A 26,132-nucleotide genomic window follows, 5' to 3' on the forward strand; every position below is an offset into this window, starting at 1 on the left:
TGTATCTCCCCTTTATATTTTTATGTTTACGATTTTGATCAATGCGAAAACACCGATGACCATTAATACTGCTGCTGCGATCGCCATCATCATTCCAATTGGATTCGTGATGAAAGCAACCGCTTGATCTGGACTCGCTTTATAGATCAATAACGCTATAGCGAATGGCATGATACCAACTACCCAAGCGGACATGCGGTTCTGCGCGGTAAGCGTTCTGATTTCCCCTCTTAATTTGACGCGCTCACGGATTGTTTCCGAAATCGTGTCCAAAATTTCCGCTAAATCGCCTCCGACATTCATTTGGATCAAAAGGGTGGTGATAAACATATCCAGATCTTCGTCATCTGTCCGTTTAGAAAAGTCCAACAAAGCCTCTTCCATTGGCTTGCCATATGCATTTTCGCGCAAAACTTTTCCGAATTCATCAGCGATAGGGGCTTCCATTTCTTTCGTAATGACCGCCATCGCCTGCGAAAAACTGTAACCTGCCCGCAAGCCATTAGCGAGAAGCCCTAAAGATTGCGGCAATTGCGAATTCAACTTGCGTACTCTTTTTTTTCTGACTATTTCCAAAATCATGTCCGGAACTTTATAGCCTAGAGGGAAGCCGATAAACAAAAATAACAGATTGCCGGAAAACAGATAGAGCAACGTGCCTGTTACCAAGCCTGCCCCAAGGGAAATTTTTACAAATTCGAGCGGCTTCATCTTGATGTAAGCTTGAAGCAATTTGGACTGTACATTCAAAAAGTATTTTGATTTCTCAGTATCTTTATTGAATTTGTTTAACAATCCGGAAAGCTTATTCCCTTTTTCAGCCTCGACTTCCTCATTCGAATCTGTCACATCAGCTTGCCTGGTTTGTGACAGTCTTTCCTTTACAGAATGTCTATGTTCAAAGAAAATCAAGTAAATGCCATACACGGCGGACAGAACCGTAATGAAAACGGAAATCAACATAATCGGCAGCATATCAATTCCCCTTTCTAAACATGTCCGAGCGGAAATTCGATGGCTTGAAAAGGCTTGCTGATACATTCTCGCCGTGAGCTTTCAATTTCGGCAAAAAGCTTGGTGTTACACCTGTTGCTTGGTGTCTTCCTCTGACTTTTCCCTTCTCATCGATTCCTTCTTGATTGAAGATAAAGATGTCCTGTAAGGTAACAGTATCTCCCTCCATACCGACAATTTCACTGACCTTCGATATTTTGCGGCTCCCATCCAACATTCTTTCGATTTGGACAACCAAATTTATGGCTGAAGATACTTGTTCCCGAATAGCGCGGGATGGCAATTCGATTCCAGACATCATGACCATTGTCTCCAACCTCGACAAGCTGTCGCGAGGTGTGTTGGCGTGAACTGTCGTCAACGACCCATCATGCCCCGTATTCATTGCCTGCAACATATCCAAAGCTTCCCCACCACGAACTTCACCAACAATAATGCGGTCCGGGCGCATACGCAATGAGTTGACCACTAAATCCCTAATGGTTATTTTTCCTTTTCCTTCGATATTGGCAGGCCTTGATTCCAACGTCACTACATGCGGTTGCTGCAACTGTACTTCCGCAGCATCTTCGATGGTGATAATCCGTTCATCATCAGGGATATAACCGGATAGGATGTTCAACAATGTGGTTTTCCCGCTTCCGGTTCCTCCAGAAACCAATACATTTGTGCGCCCTCTTACGCAGTGACGCAAAAATTGGGCAAGGTCAGAACTCAGTGTTCCGAAAGAGATCAAGTCATCAGCGGTGAAAGGATCTTTCGCAAATTTTCGGATCGTTATGGACGGCCCTTTCACTGCCAGTGGTGGGATAATGACATTGACACGTGATCCGTCCGGCAAGCGTGCATCGACTAATGGAGAACTCTCATCAACACGTCTGCCTAACGGCGAAATGATTCTGTCAATGATGTGCATGACATGCTTGTCGTCACGAAATTCGTTATCCGTCTGCTGAATTTTCCCTTCTCGTTCTACGAATATTTTTTTTGGGCCATTTACCATTACTTCCGTAACTGTTACGTCATTCAGCAAATCCGTAATCGGACCATAATGGTAAATTTCATTCATTACGGTCATATTCACGCGCCTTTTATCCGCAAAGGAAAGATGCCGTTTTTGTTCAAAAATGATGGTATTAATCACGTCATTTATCTTCTCTTGCGTTCTCTTATGTTGTGCAGAGAGGTCGTCCCCTGCTTTTGATTCGGGAATTTGATCAATGACGATCTGCAAAACCTCATAGGACAATTCGTCCAAATCACTGCGCCTTTTGGCAATAACATTCTGCCCCTCCAGATTTCCACCCATTTCCTTGTTTTCAGAGGAGCCGAAATTTCCATATGCCTCGATATTCATCATTTTTTCACCCTCTTTTGATAGGTTGCTTTATTTGATCTTTAGGCTTTTAATGGTTCATCTTGTACAATCCTAAGGCAGAGTTTCTCAATATTCTTTGAAACTACATTTTTTGGATACTCCGATACCAAGGGGATTCCTCTATTTAAAGAAGACAGAACTTTTTGATAATCAAATCCGATTGCAGCGTCCACCTTTTTGTTCAGCGTGAGCTCGATGTCTTTCTGCTTGATGTCTCCCCGGATCTGCTCTTTGTTCAAGATGATTTTTACTTTTGATTGCGGGAAATTCAAATCCATCAGGGTAGCCAACAAGGCCTTCACGTTCCTTACGGAAGAAATTTCCGGTGTGGTAACAACCAAAAGTGTATCTGCCAAAGCCAAAGCAGGCATCACCTTGTCCACGAAACGGGCAGGCATATCGACGACGATGTAGTCGAATGATTCCCGCAATGATTCCAGAATGATACGGATGTGTTCCGCATTCATGTAATCGTTCATTTGTTGCTGCAAGTTTGCCGGCAATACTTTAATTCCTGATTCATGTGGCATCAGATAACTTTCGATCAGATCGCTGTCGATATTGCGAATATCATCAACTACGTCAGAAATAGTGAATTTTGGATACAGATTCAAGGCCAATGCGGCATTCCCAAAATCGAGATCCAAATCGAGCAAAACTACCCGAGCATCTTGTTTCTTCGCCAGGGAAGCTGCTAAGTTTATGGAAACAAAAGTCTTTCCTACGCCGCCTTTGGTACTGAATACGGTATACACTTGGCCAAGATCTCTTTTCCGAACTTTCTTGTTTACACTGTTGTTTTGTAGAGCCGCTTTCCTTTCGCTCAGTTGATGGATGCGATAGATAGCACCTGCCACTTTTTCAGGCTCCAACGGTTTCACGAGCACATCCTTGGCCCCTGAAAAAAGGGCATTATGCATGGTTTCTTCCAGCAATTCACTTTCCAGCATAATAATTCCGAGTTCAGGATGAATGGCAGAAATTCTTTCCGCAAAAGCATATCCTTCTCCGTTCACTCCGGCTCCTAGGAGCATAATTTCAGCTGAAGCTCTTTCCAAACTATCCCATGCTGCTTCTTCATCGGTATAATCCCCAATCACATTGACGTAATCGATATTTTTTAATATTCCCATGATGTTCTGACGATCAAACTCTGTATCAGCCAACAGCATTAGTTTCATTTTGTTCATTTTCATTCACCGCACTTTCCCTGAATTCATGTTCACTCCACTATATTCGTGTCCACTGGATTTCGTAATGTAAAGTAAAGACTACCATTAAGCGATGCGTTGGCAATGACGTCTGCTTGTCCAGGCGAAACCAGAATGGTTATCGATGTGGGTACCCCTGTCTGCTCTCCTTCTGCTCCAACTGCATAGGGACCTTTTTCCAAAACTTCTATATTCTGGATCTTTTCGACTACTGGTAAATCTTCAGCAGAAGGATAGCGTGCCAAAATGTCAATTTTATCTCCTGGCATGATATACCCTCCGATGCTGTCCACTTCTGTGGTCGGGACCGTGATTGCCCGCATATTTTCCGGCACCCGATAAGCTAATGGTCCAACTCCAGTATCCAAAACAATACGTTCACTCAATATTTGTTCCCCCACCACCAAGTCAGTTGTCGTTGTTCCACCGACAACCTCATCAATGGAAGTCAGTGCATCCGGATGAACCGCATCTTCTGCGATTTCTTTTGTTTCCAGCATATCAGCGGTAACTTTGACGTGTCCCGGTATTGTGGTAATAGCTACAACAACCGTTTCTGTTTTCACTTTGTTTGCTTCACTCGCTGCTGCCACTTTATTGAGATAAACATAAACCAATCCTGTTGTGAATAAAGCCAAAAAAGCTGTTATGATCCATACTCTTTTTTTATTCTTCATTTTCTGTTCACCCCTAGCAAATTTAATGATTGAGTTAAAAAAAGTTATGTAATATTTTCTTAATCTCCATCCTTATCACTCAATCCTCATGATAACCTTTGATTCTATTTGCAGCGGATTCGGTAATCCAGGGATAAAACTGGGTGTATAATCATAAATTACCGTCACCGACAACGAATCACTTGAAAGCACTGTAGCATCCGCCGAATAGCCTGAAGATTTCCCGATGTTAGCCATGTATGTCGCGACATTACTTTCTGCAGCTGCGACATAATCAGCCCCCTTAGGCAGTATTACACTTGATCTGGCGCCTTCTCTTGCAGCCTGTGTGGCCGTTATTTTGGCATTCAGAATCATCCCAGTTTCAGCCATGCCGAGTAACAAAAGTAATAAAAAAGGCAACACAAAGATAAATTCCACCATCCCCTGCCCCTTTTCGCTACTTCGCAGTTCCACTATTTTATTCAAGAACTTCACCCTCTTCTTTTAAAAAACTTGTATGCCTTGACTATATGCAAGCAACACCAGTACCGCTCCGCCGGCAATCGCTACTCCGTAAGGGATATATATTTTTTTATACTCCTGACCATTCCTGTAAAAGGTTTGTTCAGCCTTCATTAGCGTCTCGCTGTAGCCTCTTTTTTGGATAATGCGATTTAATAATTGGACAAGAGCCATTAGCATCCAGATCAGTGTGTCACGCATTTTTCCGGTGTAAAGCAAGAAAACAAGTACCATCACTCCGCCCACCAGAGCAGAATAAATAGCTGTTTCCATTGAAAAGCGCCATCCCATTAAAGCACCAATAGCCCCCATTAATTTCACATCACCAGCTCCCATTCCACCCACAGCAAACGGAATGAAAAAGATGGCGATTCCTGCTAGCAATCCCAAAAAACTGTTTAATAATCCAATCCATCCTCCATTAATTAAATTGAATAACAAGCCAACAACAACACCCATAAAGGTAATTTTGTTGGGTATCCGCCGTTCTTTGGCGTCAAACGCTGCGGACAGCGAGACCAGTATCAAAAGCAGTACATTGCTTGCGGTCGCCATCTTTCTCAGCTCCTTAATGTTTTTTTGTGTATTTAAACTACCATTTTTCCTTACCTCATATGGACATATAAGAGGTTGAAATTTTTATACAAAGAGCCCGCTATATTCAGCGGGCTCTTTGTAACAGCTTTTTTGCATAAGTATCATTTGGTGGTGGTAGCTTTTGAGACAAGATTACTTAATGATGCGCTAATGGTATTACCCAAATTCGTACTACTAATCACTGCTCCGATAGCTACCACAACGGCAAGAATCATCACATACTCAACCAACCCTTGTCCTTCTTCTTCTGTGAACAATCTTTTCATGATTTCCATGATGTTTTCCTCCTCTTTCTATCCGCTTTTTATTTTATGCAGTTGTTGTTTATGAGGCGACTTCCCCATACCCGTATAGAGAGAAATCACTTCATTTAGCAACAACTCCATTTTTCAATAGGTATAGCTTCCCGGACCATGCCTATTCAAAAATAGAGTGTCTGCTTACAAAATTTACATTCTGGTGGCAGTTTTGGATATACAGGTGATCAAAAAATGATATAATGAAATCAACATGAGATAATTAATAAACACCTGTTCATTCTATCTGAAGAGTAATTACTAGTGGTAAGTAGATATTCTTTACTTACTAAAAAACGGTCGCTTTTGGCTGATGGAGCAGCAAATGGTTTTGAAGGCAAGCATTGATGTGTTGATGAGGGTTTTCGTTGAATTGCATAGAAGATAAACTAACGACTACTTCTGTTGGAGAGTGTTGCGCTGTCAAATTTGGTTGAGCTAAGAGATTTGATGCGAGAGAATTGTACGCAGACCGTTGAAGAACGGTTATCGATGTAAGATAAGATGAAAGTTAACCAGCTGGTGTTTATCAAGCTAGGTTGTGGTGTGTTTTATTTATGTCTTTATTTTAAATCATTTGCCCATCAAAACAATCCACAATTCCAGCGGTTTTGTACACGAAAACGACACCGCTTACAAAAGTGTCGGAATTTTCGACAGAGAAGCATAATCTATCGTGTTTAGGAGGTTTTTCCCATGACAAGTGAATCGAATAGCAGAAGCGCACGACGAACTAAGCATCTATTCAAGGATGCATTGGTGCGTTTATTGGAGACAGAAAGTTTTGCCTGTATTTCAGTCAAGGATATCGTGGAAACCGCCGAATACAATCGGACGACTTTTTATAATCACTATTATGACAAATATGATTTGCTGGATGATCTTACGCAGGATTTGTTGGATGGCTTGGCAACAGCAATCCGATCCAGCTTCAAAACTTATCACCCTGGTCAACGCACTCCGATGAAGGCGTCTGAAATCACCATTTTCGATTACGTACATCAGCATCGGCAGGCCATTTCCTTGTGCTTCCAAAACGATGTGCAAAAAAAACTCACCCTCAAAAGTTTGGATACAATCTATCAAGAGCTCATGGCAACCTGGACCACGCTCATCAACGCCCCAGAGAAGCAACTGGCTTCCGATGCAAGACTTTTCACCTACACTCTGGCAGGCACAATCAATGGATGGATGGATGATAATTTCCGTACGCCTCCCGATGAAATTAGAGCCTCGTTTGTAGCCTATCATAACCAAGCTTTCTAATGTCGTGAGTGCCCTTATTCACCTAACTTCATACACAAATAAGCCCGGAGAATCTATTTTCAGATTCTTCGGGCTTTTAATATTAATCACTTCTCTATTCTATCTTCAATCGCAACTTCCCCTTGCACTTCCCACAAACATACTTCTTCAAATCAATCCTTCGCTTCCTCGGATAAAGCTGCCCGCATGCACTGCAACTATAAAGCCATTTCGGCGGCGCAATAGTTCCAGCTTGCCTAAGATCCTTTACAAACCTGCTCCCGCCACTTTCCTTCAGCAGGCTCCGGAAATCGGCATCGATGTGGCGGTACCCTCGCCCTTCCATGTGCAGATGATAGTGGCAGAGTTCATGCTTCACGACCTTTTCCAGTTCTTCCGGACCGTGCATTTCCAGCACCAAGGGATTGAAATCCAGGTTATGGCTATTCAGGTGGTAGCGCCCGCCCGTCGTGCGCAGGCGGCGGTTGAAAGTGGCACAGTGGCGGAACGGTTTCCGGAAAACAGTGTGTGAAATATGCTCCACCAATCGCTGCAGTTCTTGTTCGTTCATTTATAGGGTCCTCATTATTTTTGCGGTAGCATCGTCAGGGCAACCCGGCCTTTGTTCGTGTCGACATTATCGACCCAGACGGTTACGATGTCGCCGACTGCGACTACATCGGATGGATGTTTGACGAAGCGGTTGCTGAGTTTTGAGATGTGGACCATGCCGTCCTGTTTGACGCCGATGTCGACGAAGGCGCCGAAGTCAACGACGTTGCGGACGGTTCCTTGCAGTTCCATGCCCGGTTTCAGGTCTTCCATCGAGAGTACATCTTGGCGCAGCAATGGTTGCGCGATGTCGTCGCGCGGATCGCGGCCTGGTTTGGTCAGGCCGGCAATGATGTCCTGCAAGGTTTCTTTACCAAGACCGGTCACTTCGCGGGCTTTGGTGCGATCCAAGGCGCCCAGCGCTTCGCGGGCTTGTTCGGTGCCGATGTCCTTCAGGCTGAGACCGGCCAATGCCAACACTTCTTTGGCGGCTGGATACGATTCCGGATGGATATCCGTGTTGTCTAGGATATTCTTGCCGTTGGCGATGCGCATGAAGCCGACCGATTGTTCGAAAGCTTTCGGGCCCAGGCGCGGCACTTTCTTCAACTGTTGGCGGCTATCGAAGGCGCCGTTCTCTTCTCGGAAAGCGACAATGTTGTTCGCGATCGTTTTGTTCAGGCCGGCGACGTGCTGCAGCAATGGCGCGCTGGCAGTGTTCAGGTTGACGCCGACTTGGTTGACTGCCGTTTCGACGACGAAGTCCAAGCGTTCGCCCAGTTGTTTTTGGGAAACGTCATGCTGGTATTGGCCGACACCGACCGATTTCGGATCTATTTTCACCAATTCGGCAAGCGGATCCTGCAGGCGGCGTGCGATGCTGACAGCACTGCGTTCTTCGACCTGGAAATCCGGGAATTCTTCGCGGGCAATGTCGCTGGCGGAATAGACCGATGCGCCCGCTTCGTTGACGATGACGTAATAAACGGTTTCGGCGACTTGTTTGATCTGGTCGGAGACGAACAGTTCGGATTCACGGCTGGCGGTTCCGTTCCCGATGGCGACCATCTCCACTTTGTAATCCGAAAGCATTTTGCGGAAAGCCGGGCCGGCAGCGGCGCGTTTTTCTTGGTTGGCCGGTTTGTGCGGATAGATCACGCTCTTCGCCAACACTTTCCCTGTCGCATCCACAATCGCCAGTTTGCAGCCGGTGCGGTAAGCCGGATCCAGACCGAGCACAACTTTGCCTTTCAAAGGCGGCTGCAGCAACAAGTTGCGCAGATTGTCGCCGAAGACATCGATTGCTTGCGCATCGGCGGATTCGGTCAAATCGTTGCGCAGCTCGCGTTCGATGGCCGGGCCGATGAAACGGCGGTAGCTATCCTCGTAAGCGGCCTGCAGATAAGGCACGGCGATGCTTTTCGGATTCTTCACTACCTTTTTCGCCAAGTAAGCGAAGATTTTATCTTCGTCGATCAGAACGGCGACCTTGAGGATGCCGGTTTTTTCGCCGCGGTTCATGGCCAGCACGCGATGCGAAACCATCGAAGAAATGCCTTGGGAAAATTCGTAGTACATTTCATAGACGCCTTTTTCATCCTTATCGGTATCCTTGGCGGTGCTGACGATCTGGCCGTTTTTGCGCGTGAACTCGCGGATATGTTCGCGGTAAGCCGGCTCGTCGCTGACGATTTCGGCGATGATTTCGTGGGCTCCAGCCAAAACGTCTTCTATAGTAGCAAGTTCCATTTCCTCGTTCAGGTATTCCTTGGCTTTCGCTTCTACTGATAAGGATCCGTTCATTGGTCCGCTTATTAGCCACTCGGCAAACGGTGCCAGTCCTTTTTCGCGGGCGATGGCTGCTTTCGTGCGGCGTTTCTGTTTGTAGGGGCGGTACAGATCCTCAACGCGTTGCATTTTGTCGGCACGTTCGATGTCGGCACGCAGCTTCGGCGTCAGTTTGCCTTGTTCCTCGATGATGCGGATGACTTCTTCCTTGCGCTTGTGCAGGTTCGTAGCGTACTGATGGCGTTCTTCGATTTGGCGGATTTCGACCTCATCGAGCGAACCTGTCACTTCCTTCCGGTAGCGCGCGATGAACGGGACGGTATTGCCCTCTTCCAATAGCTGCAGTACTTTTTCGATCTGTGCGGGTCTGAATTGGTTCAACTCGGCTTTCACCAAGTCCAAAACGATTTGTTGTGCTGTTTCTGTCATAGTTTTGTTTATTCCTGCCTTTCAAAATAAAACTGCCGTTTCGGCAACTTCATCATTTCTGTATAATATGGTCGGCTTTCAGGCCGTTTTTGTCAAACACGACGCCGTGCAACGATCCGCCGTAGACGGCTCCGCCATCGATGCCGATCTTGTCGTCCGAAATCCAAAGGTCCGAACGGTCGTTGTCGCCGTGCAGATAAAAGGTCGGGGTATGCCCGAACACGATCGTTTTACCTGTGCGGTTCTTCTTTTTGTGGAACGGTTCGCGGATCCAAAGGAAGTCCTCCTCGGTACCGTCATGCCAATCCTTCTTGCCCAAATCGACACCAGCATGGACGAATATGTACTGTTCCCATTCATGGTACACAGGAAGCTCCGCCAAAAAAGCGAGCAGATCCTTATAGTAATGTTTCATCATCAGCGCGATTTCGGTAGGCGAATACTCCTCGTTGATGCGCTCATGCAGGAAACTTTCCAGGGTACCCAGACCGCCGTTCAGGAAATAATTGCCCGCGAATTCCTCCGGCTTTTCGATAAAACGCAGCAGCATGTCCTCATGATTGCCCTTCAGATAGATGGCACCGTACCTTTCCACCAATTCCTTCGCCAGCAGAAAACAAGCCTTCGAATTTTCGCCGCGGTCCCCCAAATCACCGATAAAAATCAACTGTTGCTTCTCCCGGTCCCACTTTTCCAATAATTTCTTCAGTAAGGTGATCTCCCCATGGACATCGCCCACCACAAACACTTCGTCTTTCACAATCATCACCTTCTAACTTTCAGACTGTTTCGCTCCTTCTCATTTTAGCATATCACCGACTTTCCTGCTCAGGCAGATTTACCAAAAAAAAGGACCTAATTTCCTGAAATGCTAACGTTAAGTTGTAAGGACGGCATTTTTGATGCGCTTTCATTATCGAATCCAGCAAATCACGAACATTAAAGTGATAAATTGATTAAATCATTCACTTATTTATTGCAAGCTTTTGTGTGATTGGTTATAATAGTCGAGTGGTAAGCAAGGAAAGCATATGAAATCATTTATTGTTACTGTTTCCTGTCGCTGCCGAAAAAAATTCAGATGGGAGATCTTTTCAAAATGGAAAATTTCTTTAAACTCAAAGAACACGGAACAACAGTTTCCACAGAAGTTGTTGCGGGGATCACAACTTTCTTCGCAATGTCGTATATCATTTTCGTCAATCCGGCAATCCTTTCTTTATCTGGGATGCCTAGCCAAGCAGTCTTCTTGGCAACAATCATTTCCGCTGCAGTCAGCACTTTGGTGATGGGCCTTTTCGCAAACGTACCTTATGCTTTGGCACCGGGTATGGGCTTGAACGCCTTCTTCACTTTCACTGTTGTCTTCTCACTTGGTTTCACTTGGCAACAAGCTTTGGCCATGGTATTCATCTGTGGGATGGTCAACGTTCTGATCACAGTAACAAAAATCAGAAAAATGATCATCAAATCGATTCCTGAAAGCCTGCAGCATGCAATCAGCGGCGGTATCGGCATCTTCATCGCTTATATCGGGATCAAAAATGCCGGCTTTTTGGAATTCTCTTCCGACGCCAGCTCCATCACTGCAATCAACGGCGCTCCTTATGACGCAACAGCTGAGACTTTCACTGGCGGAGTAGGATCAGTCGTAACTGGCGGCGGCATCGTCCCTGCCTTGGTTAATTTCACGCAAATGCCTGCTTTATTGGCTTTGATCGGTTTGGTCATTACAGCTGTACTGATGGTCAAAAATGTCCGCGGCGCTATCCTTATCGGTATCGTTGCCACTACTCTTTTGGGTATCCCGATGGGTGTTGTTGATATTTCAACAGCAAGCCTGCAAGCAAACTCGCTTGCAACTGCTATTTCCGAATTAGGCGTAACATTCGGTGCTGCATTCGGTTCAGAAGGTCTTTTGTCCTTGTTCTCCGATGTTTCCCAACTGCCTTTAGTATTGATGACCATCTTCGCATTCAGCCTTTCCGATACTTTCGACACAATCGGTACATTCATCGGAACTGGCCGTCGTACTGGTATCTTCTCTGAAGAAGATGAAAAAGCGCTTGAAGAAGGATCCGGATTCAGTTCGAAAATGGACAAAGCTTTGTTCGCCGATTCAGTCGGTACGGTAATCGGTTCGATCTTCGGTACTTCAAATACTACTACTTACGTTGAAAGTGCTGCCGGTATCGGTGCTGGCGGACGTACTGGTTTGACTGCGGTTGTTGTTGCCGGTATGTTCATCATCAGCGCATTCTTCGCACCGCTGATTGGTGTTGTTCCCGCTGCTGCAACAGCTCCTGCTTTGATCCTTGTCGGTATTTTGATGATGGGATCATTCACGGAAATCAACTGGCATGATCTGGAAGATGCGATCCCTGCTTTCTTCGCATCCATCTTCATGGGTCTTTCTTACAGCATTTCCTACGGTATCGCAGCCGGCTTCTTCTTCTACTGCATCGTGAAAGTCGTAAAAGGAAAGTCGTACGAAATCCATCCGATCGTGTGGTTCTCTTCGGCTTTATTCTTGGCCAACTTCATCATTTTGGCATTGCTTTAATATGACTGGGCGCATTTCCGATTGATCGGAAATGTGTCCATTTTTTTAATTGTTTTCGTTTTCGGTAATAAATTGTTGCGATTACATGATTTTGTCGATATAATAAATTCGAGTGTTAAACTGAATATCTCCATAGGGGAGTAACTAGCAGTACAAGGCTGTGGTAATGTCAACAATAAGTAGAGTAATCCTATCTGCTGGTGTTACCTTAAATAGTGAGACTTATGCATACAGTGTTGTCTGAAAGACAATTTTATGCATAGGTCTCTTTTCATTTTAACACTACTACATTCAGGTCAAGAGAGGGGAAATACTGTGTCAAAAGAACAACTGAATAAAGCGTTCTTCGCGCAAACGGAAGAGGAAGTCTTAGCAGAACTTAATTCGACCAGAGGTGGACTTACTAACGAGGAAGCCGCGAAGAGATTGGCTGAGTATGGCGAGAACGTACTAGAAGCAGGTGAAAAACGCACCACTTTACAAAAATTCTTGGATCAATTCAAGGACTTCATGATTCTCGTTCTATTGGCTGCAGCTATCATATCTGGTACTATCGGTCATGAAATCGCTGATGCTATCATCATCTTAGCTGTTGTTATCATCAACGCATTCCTGGGTGTCTTCCAAGAAAACAAGGCAGAAGAAGCAATCGAAGCTTTGAAGAAAATGGCTTCACCTCTTGCCAACGTTAAACGTGGCGGAGAAATCATCCAAGTCAAGTCAGAATTACTTGTGCCTGGTGACATCATCGTATTGGAAGCCGGAGATGTTGTTCCTGCAGATATCCGCCTTTATGATGTGAATTCACTTAAAGTCGAAGAAGCTGCTTTGACTGGTGAGTCTGTACCGGTCGAAAAAGACTTGCGCGACGTTGAAACCGATGCTGCTTTGGGTGACCGCAAGAACATGGCGTTCTCAAGCACTAACGTAACTTATGGCCGTGCGGAAGGTGTCGTCGTCCTTACAGGGATGAACACAGAAGTCGGACATATCGCGAATATGCTGCAAAACGCTGAAGAGAAGAAAACGCCATTACAGATCAACCAAGATCAAATGGGTAAATCTTTGACTATTCTGATTTTGGTCATCGCTGTATTGATGTTCATCATCGGCTTCGGTTTCAATGGCCGTCCTTGGTTGGATATGTTGATGGTTTCCATCTCCGTAGCCGTAGCCGCTATTCCTGAAGGTTTGCCTGCCATCACGACAATCATCTTGGCGTTGGGTACGCAAAAAATGGCAAGCAGAAATGCGCTTGTCCGTAAATTGCCTGCTGTTGAAACATTGGGCGGTACTGAAGTCATCTGTTCCGACAAAACCGGTACATTGACTCAAAATAAAATGACGATCGAAAAAGTTTACTACGATGGCCAAGTCCACGATGCCGATGAAAACATCGACTTGGAATTGCCTGTCATGAAGATCATGAACTTGGCGAATGACACAAAAATCGCAAACGACAAATCACTGATTGGTGACCCTACCGAGACAGCGATGGTTCAATATGGTTTAGAAAAAGGTTTCGACCTTTCCGCTAAATTGGTTGACATGCCGCGTGTTGCTGAAGTTCCTTTTGAATCAGACCGTAAATTGATGTCAACGATCCACCCTGAAGGCAATCAATTCATGATCGCAACAAAAGGTGCTCCTGATGAATTGTTGAAACGTTGTACGCACATCATCAAAGCTGGCGTCATTTCACCAATCACAGAAGCTGACAGAAACGCAATCCTGGACACAAACCACAGCTTGGCTATCCAAGCATTGCGCGTATTGGCGATGGCATTCAAAAACGTCGCTGCTGTACCTGCAAAAATGACGACTGAAGCAGTCGAAACGGACTTAGTCTTTGCCGGTTTGATCGGTATGATCGACCCAGAGCGTCCGGAAGCAAAAGAAGCAATCGCTCAAGCCCAAAAAGCGGGTATCCGTACAGTCATGATCACTGGTGACCACAGAGACACTGCATCTGCTATCGCAACGCGTTTAGGCATTTTGAATGAGAACTCTTCTGCTAAAGCAGTCATCACGGGTGCTGAATTGAATGATATCTCTGATGATGATTTCTTGCGCACGGTTCAAAACTACTCTGTATACGCTCGTGTTTCTCCTGAGCATAAAGTACGTATCGTTAAAGCTTGGCAAGACCAAGGTAAAGTTGTTGCCATGACTGGTGACGGTGTAAACGATGCTCCTTCATTGAAACAAGCTGACATCGGTATCGGTATGGGTATCACAGGTACGGAAGTATCTAAAGGCGCTTCCGATATGGTATTGGCTGATGATAACTTCGCTACAATCGTTCACGCGGTTGAAGAAGGACGTAAAGTTTTCGCAAACATCCAAAAAGCGGTTCAATACTTGCTTTCCGCTAACTTGGGTGAAGTATTAACATTGTTCATCGCAACTGTTTTGGGATGGCAGATCCTTGAGCCAATCCACTTGTTGTGGATCAACTTGGTTACTGACGTATTCCCTGCTATCGCTTTAGGTTTGGAAGAAGCTGAGAAAGATGTTATGGAACAAGCGCCTCGTGGCCGTTCTTCCAACTTCTTCTCGAACGGCGTATTCGCCAGCATGATCTACCAAGGTATCTATGAAGGTGGTATCACCTTGTTCGTATTCTGGTTGGCAACTGGCTACTATGGTTTTGAACTGCACATCGGTGAAGCAATGGCCTTCTTGACATTAGGATTCATCCAATTGTCACATGCCTTCAACTGTAAATCAGTATTCAAATCATTGTTCTCGGTCAACCCGTTCGGCAATAAAATGTTCAACTACGCAATCTTGCTTTCGTTAGCATTGATGCTGATGGTGGCATTCACACCTGGATTGAACACAATCTTCGGCATCTATGACATGACTGGTCAACAATGGATAATCGTTGCCGCAGCTGCTTTGTCAGTTATTCCATTCGTCGAGATTATGAAAGCAATCTTACGCGGTATCGGATACGACGATAAAGTCAATAAAATAATGAAATAAATCTCAAGGATAGCTGAGAAACAACCTTATTTGTGCCCTTCGCTTTAGGAACTAGTTACTCAGGAGCTTCAGCGTTGGTGCGCGGTTTCATAAGTAATTAGTTCCTAAAAATTAAATTAACGCAACACAAGTAGTCGGAATACAACGCGATTTTTTCGCAAGTATTCGGCTATTTCTTTTGATACTGCCACATGGGATAGTACTTTTTCACTTTTTCAGCTCTGGCTTGCATCATTCCGTAAGCCCACATTCAAAAAACGAATATAAATGCTTCGCACATCATGGTATGATAAACGTATCCATTTAAGGAGGTGCGCTATTTTTTTTGGACTTACATCATTACTAACGTAAATATGCAATTTTCAATTTGTATATTAATATCTTATAGGTGTCTGCGCTTTCTAATTCTGCGTGCTGCCTGTATGCATATTAATGGGATTATCGAGAGTCCGAGAACAATAAGATACTGTTCATTTGTAAGGTCGGCAATTTCAAATAGTTTTTTTAGTGGGTTCCAAGTAAGCACAGATAAAAGGAGTGAAACACCTATTATGAAAGCTCCCCAGCTGTATTTATTTGAAAACAAAATATTGAACGTCAATGGCTCCTTAGTTCGGCAATTAAATCCATGAACAAGGCGAGAAAGGCACAAAACGGCAAACGACATCGTTGTAGCCGTAGCTACAGATGTTTGCATTCCAATATAGAATGCTACCATAGTCACAGATGCAATCAATGAACCTTGAGTGAAAATTTCAATTGCAAATGGTTTAGTAAGAAGCGGTTCTTTGATGTCTCTTGGTTTATCATTCATCACTCCAGCATTTGGAGCTTCTATGCCAATGGCAATAGCCGGCAAGCTGTCCGTAACTAGATTTATAAATAATAAATGGACGGGAGCAAACGGGGCCGGGAGATTAACCAGCGAAGCATAGAGGACTGCCAATATTCCTGCAGTGTTCCCTGAAAGAAGAAATTTAACCGCATTCTTTATGTTATCGTATATGCTTCTCCCATTACTTATGGCTTTTGCTATAGTTGCGAAATTGTCATCAGTTAGTACCACAGAAGCAGCATCTTTTGAAACCTCAGTACCGGTTATCCCCATAGCTACGCCGATATCCGCCTGCTTCAGCGCGGGGGCATCATTAACGCCGTCTCCAGTCATTGCGACCGAATAACCCAACTCTTGCCATGCTCGCACGATCCTGATTTTATGCTCTGGAGAAACTCTGGCATAGACAGATACCGTTGGAACAAGCTCCCTAAGTGCTTCATCACTCATTGACTCAAGTCGGTATCCTTCAATAGCTTGAGATGCCTCATCCAAAATACCAATTTCCTTGGCTATAGCTGATGCTGTAATTATGTGGTCTCCTGTAATCATAACTGTTCGTATGCCCGCACTATGACAATCAGAAACAGCTTTTTTTGACTCTGGTCGAGGAGGATCCATCATAGCTATCAGCCCCATGAAAGTCAGTCCATATTCGTCATCGATGTCCAATTTATCTCTATTTAATTCCTTGTATCCAAAAGCAAGGACGCGGAGTCCATCCTTGCTTAAAAGATGATTCATTTGCTCTACCTCTTCTTGAACTTCAGGTGATATTGGTCTGATTTCGTTTGCATCATCTATCATAGTTGACCTACTTAGAATGACATCCATCGCACCTTTTGTAATCATCACGCGTTTATCATCAATATCATGAAGTGTACTCATCAATTTTCTGTTGGAATCAAACGGCAACTCTGATATTCGCTTATTCTGTTGCCTAACCTCCAGTTCATCAATTCCGTATATTTCCCCTAGTTTAACTAGGGCAATCTCTGTTGGATCACCAATTTCATTATACTCATTTGTGATAGAATCATTACATAGCAACGCCATCAACAATAGTCTGAAATCATGTTCTCTGTGAATGTCCAGTTCATTTTCTTTGAATAACTGTCTTCTTGTATATATCCTTTTTACGGACATCTTATTCTGAGTCAGCGTGCCTGTTTTGTCTGAGCAAATCACAGATACGCTTCCTAAGCCTTCGACGGCATGCAACTTTCTTACAATCGCATTCTCCTGGGCCATCCTTCTGGTACCAACAGCCAATACGATTGTGATGATTGAGCTCAATGCTTCAGGTATTGCTGCTACTGCAAGAGATATGGAAAACATCAACGCATCCACAAGGGGATTGTTTCTGTATAAATTCAGGGCAAATATCAATACAGAGATTGCAATGATTATCATAGCCAACTTTTTCCCGAATTCATCAAGACTTTTTTGCAGAGGTGTCGCTTTTTCCTTTGCCTGCTCAATTAAGGTTGCGATTTTACCAATTTCTGTACTCCTACCAACACCTGTAACAATAGCCCGGCCTCGCCCATAAGTGATATGCGTTCCAGAAAAAATCATATTATGCTGATCTCCAGGAGATAAGTTTATTTCATTAATGGGTAAAGTATCTTTTTCAACACTTACTGACTCGCCTGTTAGTGAGCTTTCATCCGCCCTTAGACTGAATGAATCAATAATTCTTCCGTCTGCCGATATGAAGTCACCCGTCTCAACAAGCATCAAATCCCCAACAACAACATCCTTTGAGTCAACTGTCACAATTTCGCCATTTCTTATCACTTTAGACCTAGGTGCCGATAACGCTTTTAACGCAGACAGAGACTCTTCTGCCTTCAAGTGTTGAACCGTTCCCAATATTGCATTGATAAGAACCACAATAGCAATAACAAGCGTACTTTCTAACTTCCCCAAAACCCCTGACAGCACTGCGGCTACTAAAAGAATCCATATCAAGAAGTCGTTAAACTGTAACAAAAAAACGATGAACGGAGATTTTTTTTGTCTTTCCTGTAATTCATTAGAACCAAATTTGATACGCATGTTTTCAACTTGAATACCATTAAGTCCTTCTATACCACTTTGGAATTCATGCATAATTTCATCTTTTGATTTCCTATAAAACTCCATCATATCCATCCTTCTTTCTTAAAAAATCAGTATAAGTTAAGCGCAAAGAATCAGCATCATAAGACACAGGAGGTCAACAATTAGTCGTCCTCGTTGGTTGACCAACGGATGACTCGTTATTAAATCACCAAACATTATTGAACGAGAACTGTTCATCTTTGTGTTACTTTGACCATTTCCGTACCGGCTTCGCGTAACTGGAATATTTTACTTGTTAATTTATGATGTTTATAAGAATGGTGTTGAGTGAAGAACCTCTAAGGATTGCATATGTCACAGTACATCGGTGAAGCAAACTGTCCCTTCGGGTACAAATTTTCCTCCGAATGTCCACATTTATAACAGTCGCTTTTATACTTTAGAGGCATTTTGCTTGGATGGTTACAATCTTCACAAGGCAAACCTCTCACTATATCCTTAACTATAAACCCCGGGGCACCACATTCCGGACATAAGCTCAATAGCTTTGAGACTAAATCTTGGGTTGCGCGCCCGATATTTCTCATTCTCGTTGGATTGGCATACGCGCGCATATCGGTTTCGATGAACACTACACCAGTCTTAGAGAGTTCCGCACATCGTTTAAAGGCATCAAAAAGTTTTTCGTAGTTATGAATTTCCTTAATTATTTCTGAGGAATATTCATTATCAGGACGAAGAATCAAGTAGTGCTCCGGGAATCCAATTTTTTTTGCAAATTCCAACACATCCTCATAAGAACTTGTAAGCATATGGTTATAGTTTGTTTGTGGTCCCTCGTAAATTCCATATATTTCCAGATTTTCTTTTTTGTCAAAAAGTAAGACTATTTCTGTGTTCCAAGGAATAGGAACAAAAGGATGGGATCCAAAACTTCCCTCACTTGCTATTCCAATATCTATACCTTGCAGCTTCATCCCCTCATTAATTTTAATACGTGCAGTATTCAGTTGTGATTCAGTTCGATCACATTCTCTCGAGAATGTGCCCAGTTTGTCAGTGTCAAATCTACTCTCGACAATCACATTACACCCAGTTTCTTTTTCCATTATTGGACTAACGACACTTTCTTTGCTATGCTTTGTTACAAAAACCATGTTGCGGTTTTCAAATATTCTCATCTCCTATACCCCTTTTGAAATGTTGTCCCGCATGAATTTCGTTGTTAAAAAAATGCCTAGGATGCATAATATCAAAACATAATAAAATATCGAATCATAGTTGCCAGTAGCATCTAACAGCCCGCCTGTGGTCGAAACTCCAGTAATCGCACCGAAGCCATATGCCGTAAATATCAGCCCGTAATTCTGAGTGTAATATTTTATCCCAAACAGTTTTAGGGTAGATGCCGGTGCAATTGCAAGCCAACCACCTAAATTGAACCAAAACATCGAAAATGAAATAACGAATATAATTTCATTGCCCTTACCCCACAGCAACATCAAGACGGAAGACGCAAGGATTAATGCATACGATAAGAACATTGCTTTTTGTGGTTTTAATTTGTCTGTCACCCACCCAAATATTGGTCGACCCAAACCGTTAAAAATTGCAAACAATGCCATAAATTGCGTTACTATTTTTGAATCCATACCTACATAGTCAACACCTATATTCACCGTGCTACCTATTAACATCAATCCTATCATTGTTCCAATCACAAAGTTTAAATAAATGCCTTTAAAGGTTCTCATTCTGATCATTTCGTAAACTTGGACATTTAGCGTCTCATCAACTTTTCCTCTATCGTACTCTACCTGCTTTATATCGATTTGTCTCGGATAACTAAGAGGGAAGGCAACTATAGGCAGCAACACGCTTAAGCATACTCCAAGAATAAGGAATGTTTGCATTACGCCAAATGACTCGACCAATACTCTGGCAAGAGGTGCAGTAATTAGTGGCGAAAGTCCAAATCCAATTAATACCATTCCAACTGCAAACCCTTTTTTCTCTGGGAACCACTTTGCAACAACATTCATTGGTGCACCGTATGCAATCCCCACGCCAGCTCCACCTATACAGCCATAGGTTATTGTTAACATTATTATATTTGTCGCAAATGATGACATGATCCAACCTACTGCAACAAGCAATCCTCCAGTTAAAATGATCATTCTTGGATCATACTTTTCAATATATTTGCCTGTCAAAAACATGAAAATCGCGTAAAAGGCTAATGACGTCATATATGGTAGTCCGCTTTCTGTTGAACCAATTTGGAATTCTTCCTCTAGCGGAATCCTGAAGACACTATATGAATAAACGGTTCCAAGAAACATCATAATTATTATTCCTAATAAAACATATAGCCATCTTACTTTTTGTTGCATCTTGTTGTTTATTTTTAAATCCCGTTTCATGTGTATCCCAACTCTCTTCCGATAAGTATAAATAAATCAAATACCAGATTCCCAATTTTATGAGTGCGTCGCAAGAATTATGTTCTTACTGTTTTCTGGTATTCAAAATCAAAACCAAAAATCTTAATTCTACCGTTTTTTATTAGCGAATTTCCCAAGTTATCACACAACTTAAAGTTACGCATCAAACTTAAGTGCAATAATCAATCTATTTGTTTCCTATATAATATTTTTACACATTATAAAGAAATAAGCCAATAACAACACTCTAAAAAGAAGAGATGTTGTTATTGGCTTACTCTTAGACTGATTAAAAACCCTTCTAAAAGTCTTCCACATTTATTATGCTAAAATTTCCTCAATATTCCTATCAACGACAATAACTATGATTTTTTCTCCTGTTTTAGTGCTGACATCAGAGTAAGTGCTGATAACTCCAACATCTATTACTGATTTAAGAGCAGCCTCTAATTCGACTTGAGCGTTTTCAAAGAGAGCTATCCTAACTTTTTTGACTAGCTCAATTCCATGCTTGGTTTTAGCTAGGCTTTTCTCAGAAGGACTCAAAAAACCTTTAAGTCTGATAATAATCAAATCTTGAAAAATTATCGTCCTTATTCTCTCAGGGCCTCTGCCCATTTGTTCAATCTCAAATTTACTTATTGCTTCGCTTATTTTCGATTCAATTTGTCCTCTTGTCATGAACATAATCTCCAAACTCATCAAAATAAATCTATCGTTCAGCATTCTGATAGACCCTAACAAAACTTTACCACAACCACAAGAGCATTACAATATATTTTACAAAAAACAAACATGGTAAATGTTTTGAATATTGAAAAAAATCAGTTCGTTATTAGCAAAATGTCACTTTGTATTGCTTTGAATATACAAAAGCCAAGGTAGAGAAAGCCTGAGTAACCGACCATACATTATTTTACCTTTCATAGATAAGTCCCTCGATATTAAGGGAAAATATATCTCGGCCTAATTTGTTAGTCATTTCATCAGTTCCTGACTCGTTTTATGATTAGCTTCGTCGCTTCCATCAATGCGACCGCAACCAAGGCCAAGCCTGCTGCTATACCAAACTGCACCAAACCGAAATCGGCTGGTATCGAGAAGATACCGCGTACCGCCGGCAGCAAAGTCACTGCGTACAAGGTGCTGCAGAAAGCTACAGCATAGAGCACATACTTATTTGAAAAGAAACCTGCTCCGATTGCCGTCTGGGAATTCGAACGGGCCGGAAATGTCTGCAACGTACGGGCGATGATCAAGGTGGAGAAAGCCATAGCTACGCTCAATTCATCCGAGTATCCGCGCCCGATGAATTGAGAAAGGATAACGGCTCCCCCGATCAGCACCCCACGGTAGATGACTGAAACGAGCGTGTCACCGGAGAAAATGCCCTCGTTTGGATCCCTTGGTTTGCGCGACATCACGTCAGGCTCTCCCTTCTCCATCCCCAAAGCAATCGCGGGAATGGAATCATTGACCAAGTTGATGAACAGCAGTTGCAGAGCTGTGAACGGATTTACCCAATCCATCAGGAGCGCTGCGATAATTGCGATGATCGCCCCCAGATTACCCGAGAAAAGATAGGCGATGGCTTTCTTGATGTTCTCATAGACGTTCCGGCCGACTCCGACCGCGCTGACGATGGAAACAAAATTGTCATCGGTCAGTACCATTGCCGCCGCCTCTTTCGCTACATCCGTTCCGCTGCCCATGGCGATGCCGATATCCGCCTGCTTCAAAGCCGGCGCATCATTCACCCCGTCGCCCGTCATTGCGGTGACATGGCCTTTTTTCTGCCATGCGCGGACAATTCGAATTTTATTCTCGGGGGATACCCTTGCATAGACGGATACTTGCTCTAAGATACCATCCAATTCCCGATCGCTGAGATTGTCCAGTTCTTGGCCTGTCAAAGCGAGGTCCTCCTCATCCGCAATGCCGATGTCCCGGGCGATTGCGCGCGCCGTCGTTTTGTGATCGCCGGTGATCATCACGGTCTTTATGCCGGCCTTCTTTGCTTCCTCAACCGCAGCGTATACCGCTTCGCGAGGCGGATCGATCATCGCCATAAGGCCGACCAGGATCAGATCGTGCTCCGCATCAAAATCGACTGTGTCGTTTGCTTCCATCGGCCTATAGGCGAAAGCCAAGACACGAAGGGCACGCTCCGAGAAATGCTCATTCTGTTGCTTGATTCTGTCCAAAATTTCTTTCGTCAACGGCAATACCTCACCATCAATCAATATTTTTGTGCTGCGCCCGAACACGACATCAGGACCGCCCTTCGTCAGCAGCAAGCGTTCGCTTTCGATCGTATGGACCGTGGACATCAGTTTCCGTTCCGAATCGAAGGGCAACTCCGCTTCGCGGGGATAGGCTTCCCGCAATGAGCCAAAGGGCTGGTTCATTTTGTTGCTGAAGGCGACCATGGCAACTTCCGTTGGATCCCCCAATTCCTGTCCTTCCGTGTTGATACTGGCATCATTGGACAAGACCGCAATCTGCATCAGTCGCTGCTCATCGAATGACCACGTCTCCGGCTGATTGTTGAATGTACCGGGTTGACCGTTCGCCAAATAGTGGTCGACGATCGTCATCTTGTTCTGGGTCAAAGTTCCGGTTTTGTCGGTGGCGATGATGCTAGTCGATCCCAATGTTTCTACTGCAGACAGTTTGCGAATGATTGCGTTTTGCTTGGCCATTTTCTTCGTCCCGATCGAAAGGACAATCGTTACGATCGACTGCAAGGCTTCCGGAATCGCAGCAACAGCTACTGCGACAGCAAACATGAAGGCGCTCAGCATGCCTGCGCCCATATCCGTTGTGCCTTCTCCCATCATACGGACGAACTGGATACCAAAAATGAAGCCGGAAAGCGCCAGGATACCCACGCCCAATCTTTTGCTGAAATGCTCCAGATTCTTTTGCAGCGGCGTTTGCTTTGCCAGCGCATTTTCCAATAGGTTCGCCACTTTTCCGATTTCGGTGTCTTTGGCGATACCCGTTACCACGAACTCGCCCCGGCCATATACCGTCAGCGTCCCACTATGCACCATGTTGAAGCGATCCCCTATCGGCACGGAACCGTTGATATTCTTCACTTCCTTATCCGCAGGGAGGGACTCCCCGGTCAGCATCGCTTCATCCACCTTCAGCGAACCAGCTTCAACCAAGCGGCCATCCGCAGGGACATAATCGCCGGCGTCCAAGCTGACGATATCACCGACAACCAATTCTCTTGCCGGAATAGTGAGCCGAGCGCCAGCCCTTTTTACCTTTGCCATCGGAGCGGACAGACTCTTCAAAGCATCCAGCGAGCCTTCCGCTTTCCTTGTCTGGATGATGCTGACAATCGAATTGATCATCAAAACTGCGAAAATTATCAAGGATTCTGCTGCATGCCCCATGGCCATCTGAATTGCGGCGACAGCCAGCAACACTAAAACCATTGCATCCTTGAACGTCTCAACAAACAACTTCAGGGCCGAATCACGTTCCTTCGTCGCCAGTTCGTTGAACCCGTGCTCCGCCTGTCTGTTTTCTACAGCCTGTTCATCGAGACCTTCCTTGGTGCTTCCTGTTTCCACAAAAATTGTATCCAGGCTTTTCTGGTAGGCCGCCAGGGAAGTCCCTTCCGGCTTGATCTTGTGCGGATGGACCGCCTTCTGTTTTGCCTCTACTATTGTTTTGCTCATTCTTTCGTTTTCCATTTGAAAACCTCCAGTTGGATTATCTATTTTCATCATTCCCCGTTGCATTGATTTCAACTATTGCTGCGTTAAGCTTTTTCCGATTTCATCCCCACTTTCTTCCGCAACTGAGTAACAAAAAAGAGACTTACGCGCTACCGTCTTTCTCAAGAATCGGTAGGCGTAAGTCTCACTATTTAAGGTAAAACCAGCAGACCCTGTCGGATCTACTTACTGTTGGCATTACCGCAGCATGGCTGCTAGTTACTCCCTTACGGAAAACTTCTATTCAGTTCTTATTCAATATAAACGACGGGGAAGAAAAAAGCAAATCAAAAGTTGTTATTTGAAAATTTGTTATTTGAAAATTTGAAAATTGTTAATTATACAGGTACCCAGGTAAAGAGTTGTGTTATCTTTTTTATTGCCATCCGTTTTCTCCAACGAACGATGAATGAATCGGAATTTCTCAATTTTTTATCTCATAGTCACGAATTCTTCCGCTCCAGTGGGATGGATGGCTACGGTGTTGTCGAAGTCGGCTTTTGTGGCGCCCATTTTGATGGCTACCGCGAAGCCTTGGATCATTTCATCGACGCCATAACCGATGCCATGGAGGCCGACGACTTTTTCATTTTCACCCACGCAGACCAGTTTCATCTTCACAAGCTGGCGATGGGCTGTAACAGCCGTGTACATGGATGCGAAGGTGGATTTGTATACTTTCACCTGATCAGCACCAAACTTCGCTATGGCGTCTTTTTCGCTCAATCCGATGCTGCCGATTGGCGGGTGGCTGAAGATAACGGTCGGGATGTTGTCGTAGTCCAGCTTTTCGTTTGGCTTGTTGTTGAACAGGCGTTCCGAAAGTCTGCGTCCGGCTGCGATCGCTACCGGCGTCAGCATGTTCTTGCCGGTTACGTCCCCGACTGCATAGATGCCATCGACAGAGCTGTTCTCGTATTCGTCGACGATGATGAACTTTTTGTCGCTGACTTTCACATCCGTCGCTTCGATATTGAGACCGTCGATGTTGGCGGTCCGTCCGATGGCCCAGATGATTTTGTCGAAAACTTCCGATCTGCCGTCCTCGAGATGCAGCGTCAAAGTGCCGTCCGCATTCTTTTCGACAGCTTTCGATACGGCATGCGTGTGAAGCGTCGGACCGTCATTTTCGATTTCCTGCATCAGGCCTTCGATGATGATGTCATCGTATTTGCGCAACGGCGAATCGTAGCGGACATAAAGATGCGTATCCACGCCCAGATTGTGCAGCACGCCGGCCAATTCGATGGCAATGTAACCCGCACCGACAACAGCGACTTTTTCCGGCAATTCGGTCCATTCGAAGAACGTATCGGAAACGTCGCCGAGTTTCGCTCCAGGAATCCGTGGGCGGATCGGTTTTGCGCCGGTCGCAATCAGGATATGCTTGGAGCGGATCAGCTCCCCGTTCACTTTAACGGTATGGTTGTCGACGAATTTGGCGAAGCCTTCGATCACATCGACATTACGGCGTTCGAAGCCCGCTTGATAGGAATTGCGGGAGCGCTCGACGTAGGCATCCCGGTTCTTCAATAAGGTCGGGAAGTCGATTTTATGCGCGCCAGTAGCGAACCCGTAATCGGGTCCGTATTTGTGGATCGCCTCGGATATTTGGGATGCATACCACATGATTTTTTTCGGTACGCAACCGATGTTCACACAGGTTCCCCCCAATAAATTCCCTTCAATAACAGCTGTTTTGGCACCATATTCTGATGCTCGGTTCATCGTCGCAATGCCGCCGCTGCCTCCTCCGATGGCGATAAAATCATATTCCCTCATCTTTTTCCTCCCAATAATAGCTATGTAT

Annotated in this window: 19 protein-coding genes; 3 read left to right on the top strand and 16 right to left on the bottom strand. The window is 44.4% G+C overall.

The genetic code is table 11. From position 1 onward, the window contains the following. Positions 1–12: 12 nt before the first annotated feature. From PH235_RS10300 to PH235_RS10330, 7 genes are all read right to left on the bottom strand, one after another. Positions 13–975 (bottom strand): type II secretion system F family protein, encoded by a 963-nt coding sequence (locus tag PH235_RS10300; RefSeq protein WP_272162255.1) that lies wholly within the window; start codon positions 973–975, stop codon positions 13–15. A gap of 1 nt (position 976) precedes the next feature. Next, positions 977–2,374, bottom strand: a complete 1,398-nt coding sequence (locus PH235_RS10305; protein ID WP_272162256.1) for a CpaF family protein — start codon at positions 2,372–2,374, stop codon at positions 977–979. A gap of 38 nt (positions 2,375–2,412) precedes the next feature. After that, complete coding sequence (locus tag PH235_RS10310; RefSeq protein ID WP_272162257.1) at positions 2,413–3,588, bottom strand: AAA family ATPase; 1,176 nt, start codon at positions 3,586–3,588, stop codon at positions 2,413–2,415. A gap of 26 nt (positions 3,589–3,614) precedes the next feature. After that, complete coding sequence (gene cpaB / locus PH235_RS10315; RefSeq protein WP_272162258.1) at positions 3,615–4,280, bottom strand: Flp pilus assembly protein CpaB; 666 nt, start codon at positions 4,278–4,280, stop codon at positions 3,615–3,617. A gap of 75 nt (positions 4,281–4,355) precedes the next feature. Continuing rightward, entirely contained in the window at positions 4,356–4,748 is a 393-nt protein-coding gene (locus PH235_RS10320; RefSeq protein ID WP_272162259.1) for a TadE/TadG family type IV pilus assembly protein, read from the bottom strand. 18 nt (positions 4,749–4,766) lie between these two features. Beyond that, positions 4,767–5,339: an A24 family peptidase gene (locus PH235_RS10325; protein ID WP_272162260.1), complete on the bottom strand. Its 573-nt coding sequence runs from the start codon at positions 5,337–5,339 to the stop codon at positions 4,767–4,769. Positions 5,340–5,482: 143 nt separating this feature from the next. Further along, complete coding sequence (locus PH235_RS10330; RefSeq protein WP_272162261.1) at positions 5,483–5,656, bottom strand: Flp family type IVb pilin; 174 nt, start codon at positions 5,654–5,656, stop codon at positions 5,483–5,485. A gap of 717 nt (positions 5,657–6,373) precedes the next feature. On the opposite strand from PH235_RS10330, the gene PH235_RS10335 reads away from it, so the two are divergent. Further along, complete coding sequence (locus tag PH235_RS10335; RefSeq protein ID WP_272162262.1) at positions 6,374–6,943, top strand: TetR/AcrR family transcriptional regulator; 570 nt, start codon at positions 6,374–6,376, stop codon at positions 6,941–6,943. A gap of 94 nt (positions 6,944–7,037) precedes the next feature. On the opposite strand, the gene PH235_RS10340 is transcribed toward PH235_RS10335, so the two are convergent. From PH235_RS10340 to PH235_RS10350, 3 genes are read right to left on the bottom strand one after another with little or no spacing between them, the layout of a single operon-like run. Continuing rightward, positions 7,038–7,493: a SprT family protein gene (locus PH235_RS10340; protein ID WP_272162263.1), complete on the bottom strand. Its 456-nt coding sequence runs from the start codon at positions 7,491–7,493 to the stop codon at positions 7,038–7,040. Between the two features lie 14 nt (positions 7,494–7,507). After that, complete coding sequence (locus PH235_RS10345; protein WP_272162264.1) at positions 7,508–9,691, bottom strand: Tex family protein; 2,184 nt, start codon at positions 9,689–9,691, stop codon at positions 7,508–7,510. A 52-nt stretch (positions 9,692–9,743) separates the two neighbouring features. Continuing rightward, positions 9,744–10,451, bottom strand: coding sequence for a metallophosphoesterase family protein (locus tag PH235_RS10350; protein ID WP_272162265.1), 708 nt, complete (start codon positions 10,449–10,451; stop codon positions 9,744–9,746). Positions 10,452–10,790: 339 nt separating this feature from the next. Between PH235_RS10350 and PH235_RS10355 the strand changes: the two genes are divergently transcribed. Together PH235_RS10355 and PH235_RS10360 are read left to right on the top strand one after the other, a co-directional pair. Beyond that, positions 10,791–12,254, top strand: a complete 1,464-nt coding sequence (locus PH235_RS10355; RefSeq protein ID WP_086627271.1) for an NCS2 family permease — start codon at positions 10,791–10,793, stop codon at positions 12,252–12,254. A 255-nt stretch (positions 12,255–12,509) separates the two neighbouring features. Continuing rightward, positions 12,510–15,242, top strand: a complete 2,733-nt coding sequence (locus PH235_RS10360; protein WP_411354479.1) for a cation-translocating P-type ATPase — start codon at positions 12,510–12,512, stop codon at positions 15,240–15,242. Positions 15,243–15,624: 382 nt separating this feature from the next. On the opposite strand, the gene PH235_RS10365 is transcribed toward PH235_RS10360, so the two are convergent. The 6 genes from PH235_RS10365 to gorA all read right to left on the bottom strand — a co-directional run bounded on the left by PH235_RS10365 (position 15,625) and on the right by gorA (position 26,104). Further along, the gene (locus PH235_RS10365) at positions 15,625–18,228 is read right to left on the bottom strand and encodes a cation-translocating P-type ATPase (RefSeq protein WP_272162267.1); all 2,604 of its coding nucleotides are present in this window, start codon (positions 18,226–18,228) and stop codon (positions 15,625–15,627) included. Positions 18,229–18,482: 254 nt separating this feature from the next. After that, positions 18,483–19,325 carry a DUF6671 family protein gene (locus PH235_RS10370; RefSeq protein WP_272162268.1) on the bottom strand — a complete coding sequence of 281 codons (843 nt, stop codon included), beginning with the start codon at positions 19,323–19,325 and terminating at the stop codon, positions 18,483–18,485. A 3-nt stretch (positions 19,326–19,328) separates the two neighbouring features. Beyond that, positions 19,329–20,567: an L-lactate MFS transporter gene (locus PH235_RS10375; protein ID WP_272162269.1), complete on the bottom strand. Its 1,239-nt coding sequence runs from the start codon at positions 20,565–20,567 to the stop codon at positions 19,329–19,331. Between the two features lie 342 nt (positions 20,568–20,909). Continuing rightward, positions 20,910–21,269, bottom strand: a complete 360-nt coding sequence (locus PH235_RS10380) for a DUF2294 domain-containing protein (protein WP_272162270.1) — start codon at positions 21,267–21,269, stop codon at positions 20,910–20,912. Between the two features lie 305 nt (positions 21,270–21,574). Next, positions 21,575–24,283, bottom strand: a complete 2,709-nt coding sequence (locus PH235_RS10385; protein ID WP_411354485.1) for a cation-translocating P-type ATPase — start codon at positions 24,281–24,283, stop codon at positions 21,575–21,577. A gap of 471 nt (positions 24,284–24,754) precedes the next feature. Then, on the bottom strand, positions 24,755–26,104 hold the full coding sequence (gene gorA / locus PH235_RS10390; protein WP_272162272.1) for a glutathione-disulfide reductase: 1,350 nt from the start codon (positions 26,102–26,104) through the stop codon (positions 24,755–24,757). Positions 26,105–26,132: the final 28 nt, after the last annotated feature.

This window comes from Trichococcus sp. K1Tr, assembly GCF_028309625.1.
Classification (GTDB): domain Bacteria; phylum Bacillota; class Bacilli; order Lactobacillales; family Aerococcaceae; genus Trichococcus.

What these genes read in the sequence shown, in the direction of transcription:
- PH235_RS10300 (WP_272162255.1), bottom strand. Translation starts at nt 975, where the DNA reads ATGCTGCCGATTATGTTGATTTCCGTTTTCATTACGGTTCTGTCCGCC.
- PH235_RS10305 (WP_272162256.1), bottom strand. Translation starts at nt 2,374, where the DNA reads ATGATGAATATCGAGGCATATGGAAATTTCGGCTCCTCTGAAAACAAG.
- PH235_RS10310 (WP_272162257.1), bottom strand. Translation starts at nt 3,588, where the DNA reads ATGAAAATGAACAAAATGAAACTAATGCTGTTGGCTGATACAGAGTTT.
- cpaB (WP_272162258.1), bottom strand. Translation starts at nt 4,280, where the DNA reads ATGAAGAATAAAAAAAGAGTATGGATCATAACAGCTTTTTTGGCTTTA.
- PH235_RS10325 (WP_272162260.1), bottom strand. Translation starts at nt 5,339, where the DNA reads ATGGCGACCGCAAGCAATGTACTGCTTTTGATACTGGTCTCGCTGTCC.
- PH235_RS10330 (WP_272162261.1), bottom strand. Translation starts at nt 5,656, where the DNA reads ATGGAAATCATGAAAAGATTGTTCACAGAAGAAGAAGGACAAGGGTTG.
- PH235_RS10335 (WP_272162262.1), top strand. Translation starts at nt 6,374, where the DNA reads ATGACAAGTGAATCGAATAGCAGAAGCGCACGACGAACTAAGCATCTA.
- PH235_RS10340 (WP_272162263.1), bottom strand. Translation starts at nt 7,493, where the DNA reads ATGAACGAACAAGAACTGCAGCGATTGGTGGAGCATATTTCACACACT.
- PH235_RS10345 (WP_272162264.1), bottom strand. Translation starts at nt 9,691, where the DNA reads ATGACAGAAACAGCACAACAAATCGTTTTGGACTTGGTGAAAGCCGAG.
- PH235_RS10355 (WP_086627271.1), top strand. Translation starts at nt 10,791, where the DNA reads ATGGAAAATTTCTTTAAACTCAAAGAACACGGAACAACAGTTTCCACA.
- PH235_RS10360 (WP_411354479.1), top strand. Translation starts at nt 12,510, where the DNA reads ATGCATAGGTCTCTTTTCATTTTAACACTACTACATTCAGGTCAAGAG.
- PH235_RS10365 (WP_272162267.1), bottom strand. Translation starts at nt 18,228, where the DNA reads ATGATGGAGTTTTATAGGAAATCAAAAGATGAAATTATGCATGAATTC.
- PH235_RS10370 (WP_272162268.1), bottom strand. Translation starts at nt 19,325, where the DNA reads ATGAGAATATTTGAAAACCGCAACATGGTTTTTGTAACAAAGCATAGC.
- PH235_RS10375 (WP_272162269.1), bottom strand. Translation starts at nt 20,567, where the DNA reads ATGAAACGGGATTTAAAAATAAACAACAAGATGCAACAAAAAGTAAGA.
- PH235_RS10380 (WP_272162270.1), bottom strand. Translation starts at nt 21,269, where the DNA reads ATGACAAGAGGACAAATTGAATCGAAAATAAGCGAAGCAATAAGTAAA.
- PH235_RS10385 (WP_411354485.1), bottom strand. Translation starts at nt 24,283, where the DNA reads ATGAGCAAAACAATAGTAGAGGCAAAACAGAAGGCGGTCCATCCGCAC.
- gorA (WP_272162272.1), bottom strand. Translation starts at nt 26,104, where the DNA reads ATGAGGGAATATGATTTTATCGCCATCGGAGGAGGCAGCGGCGGCATT.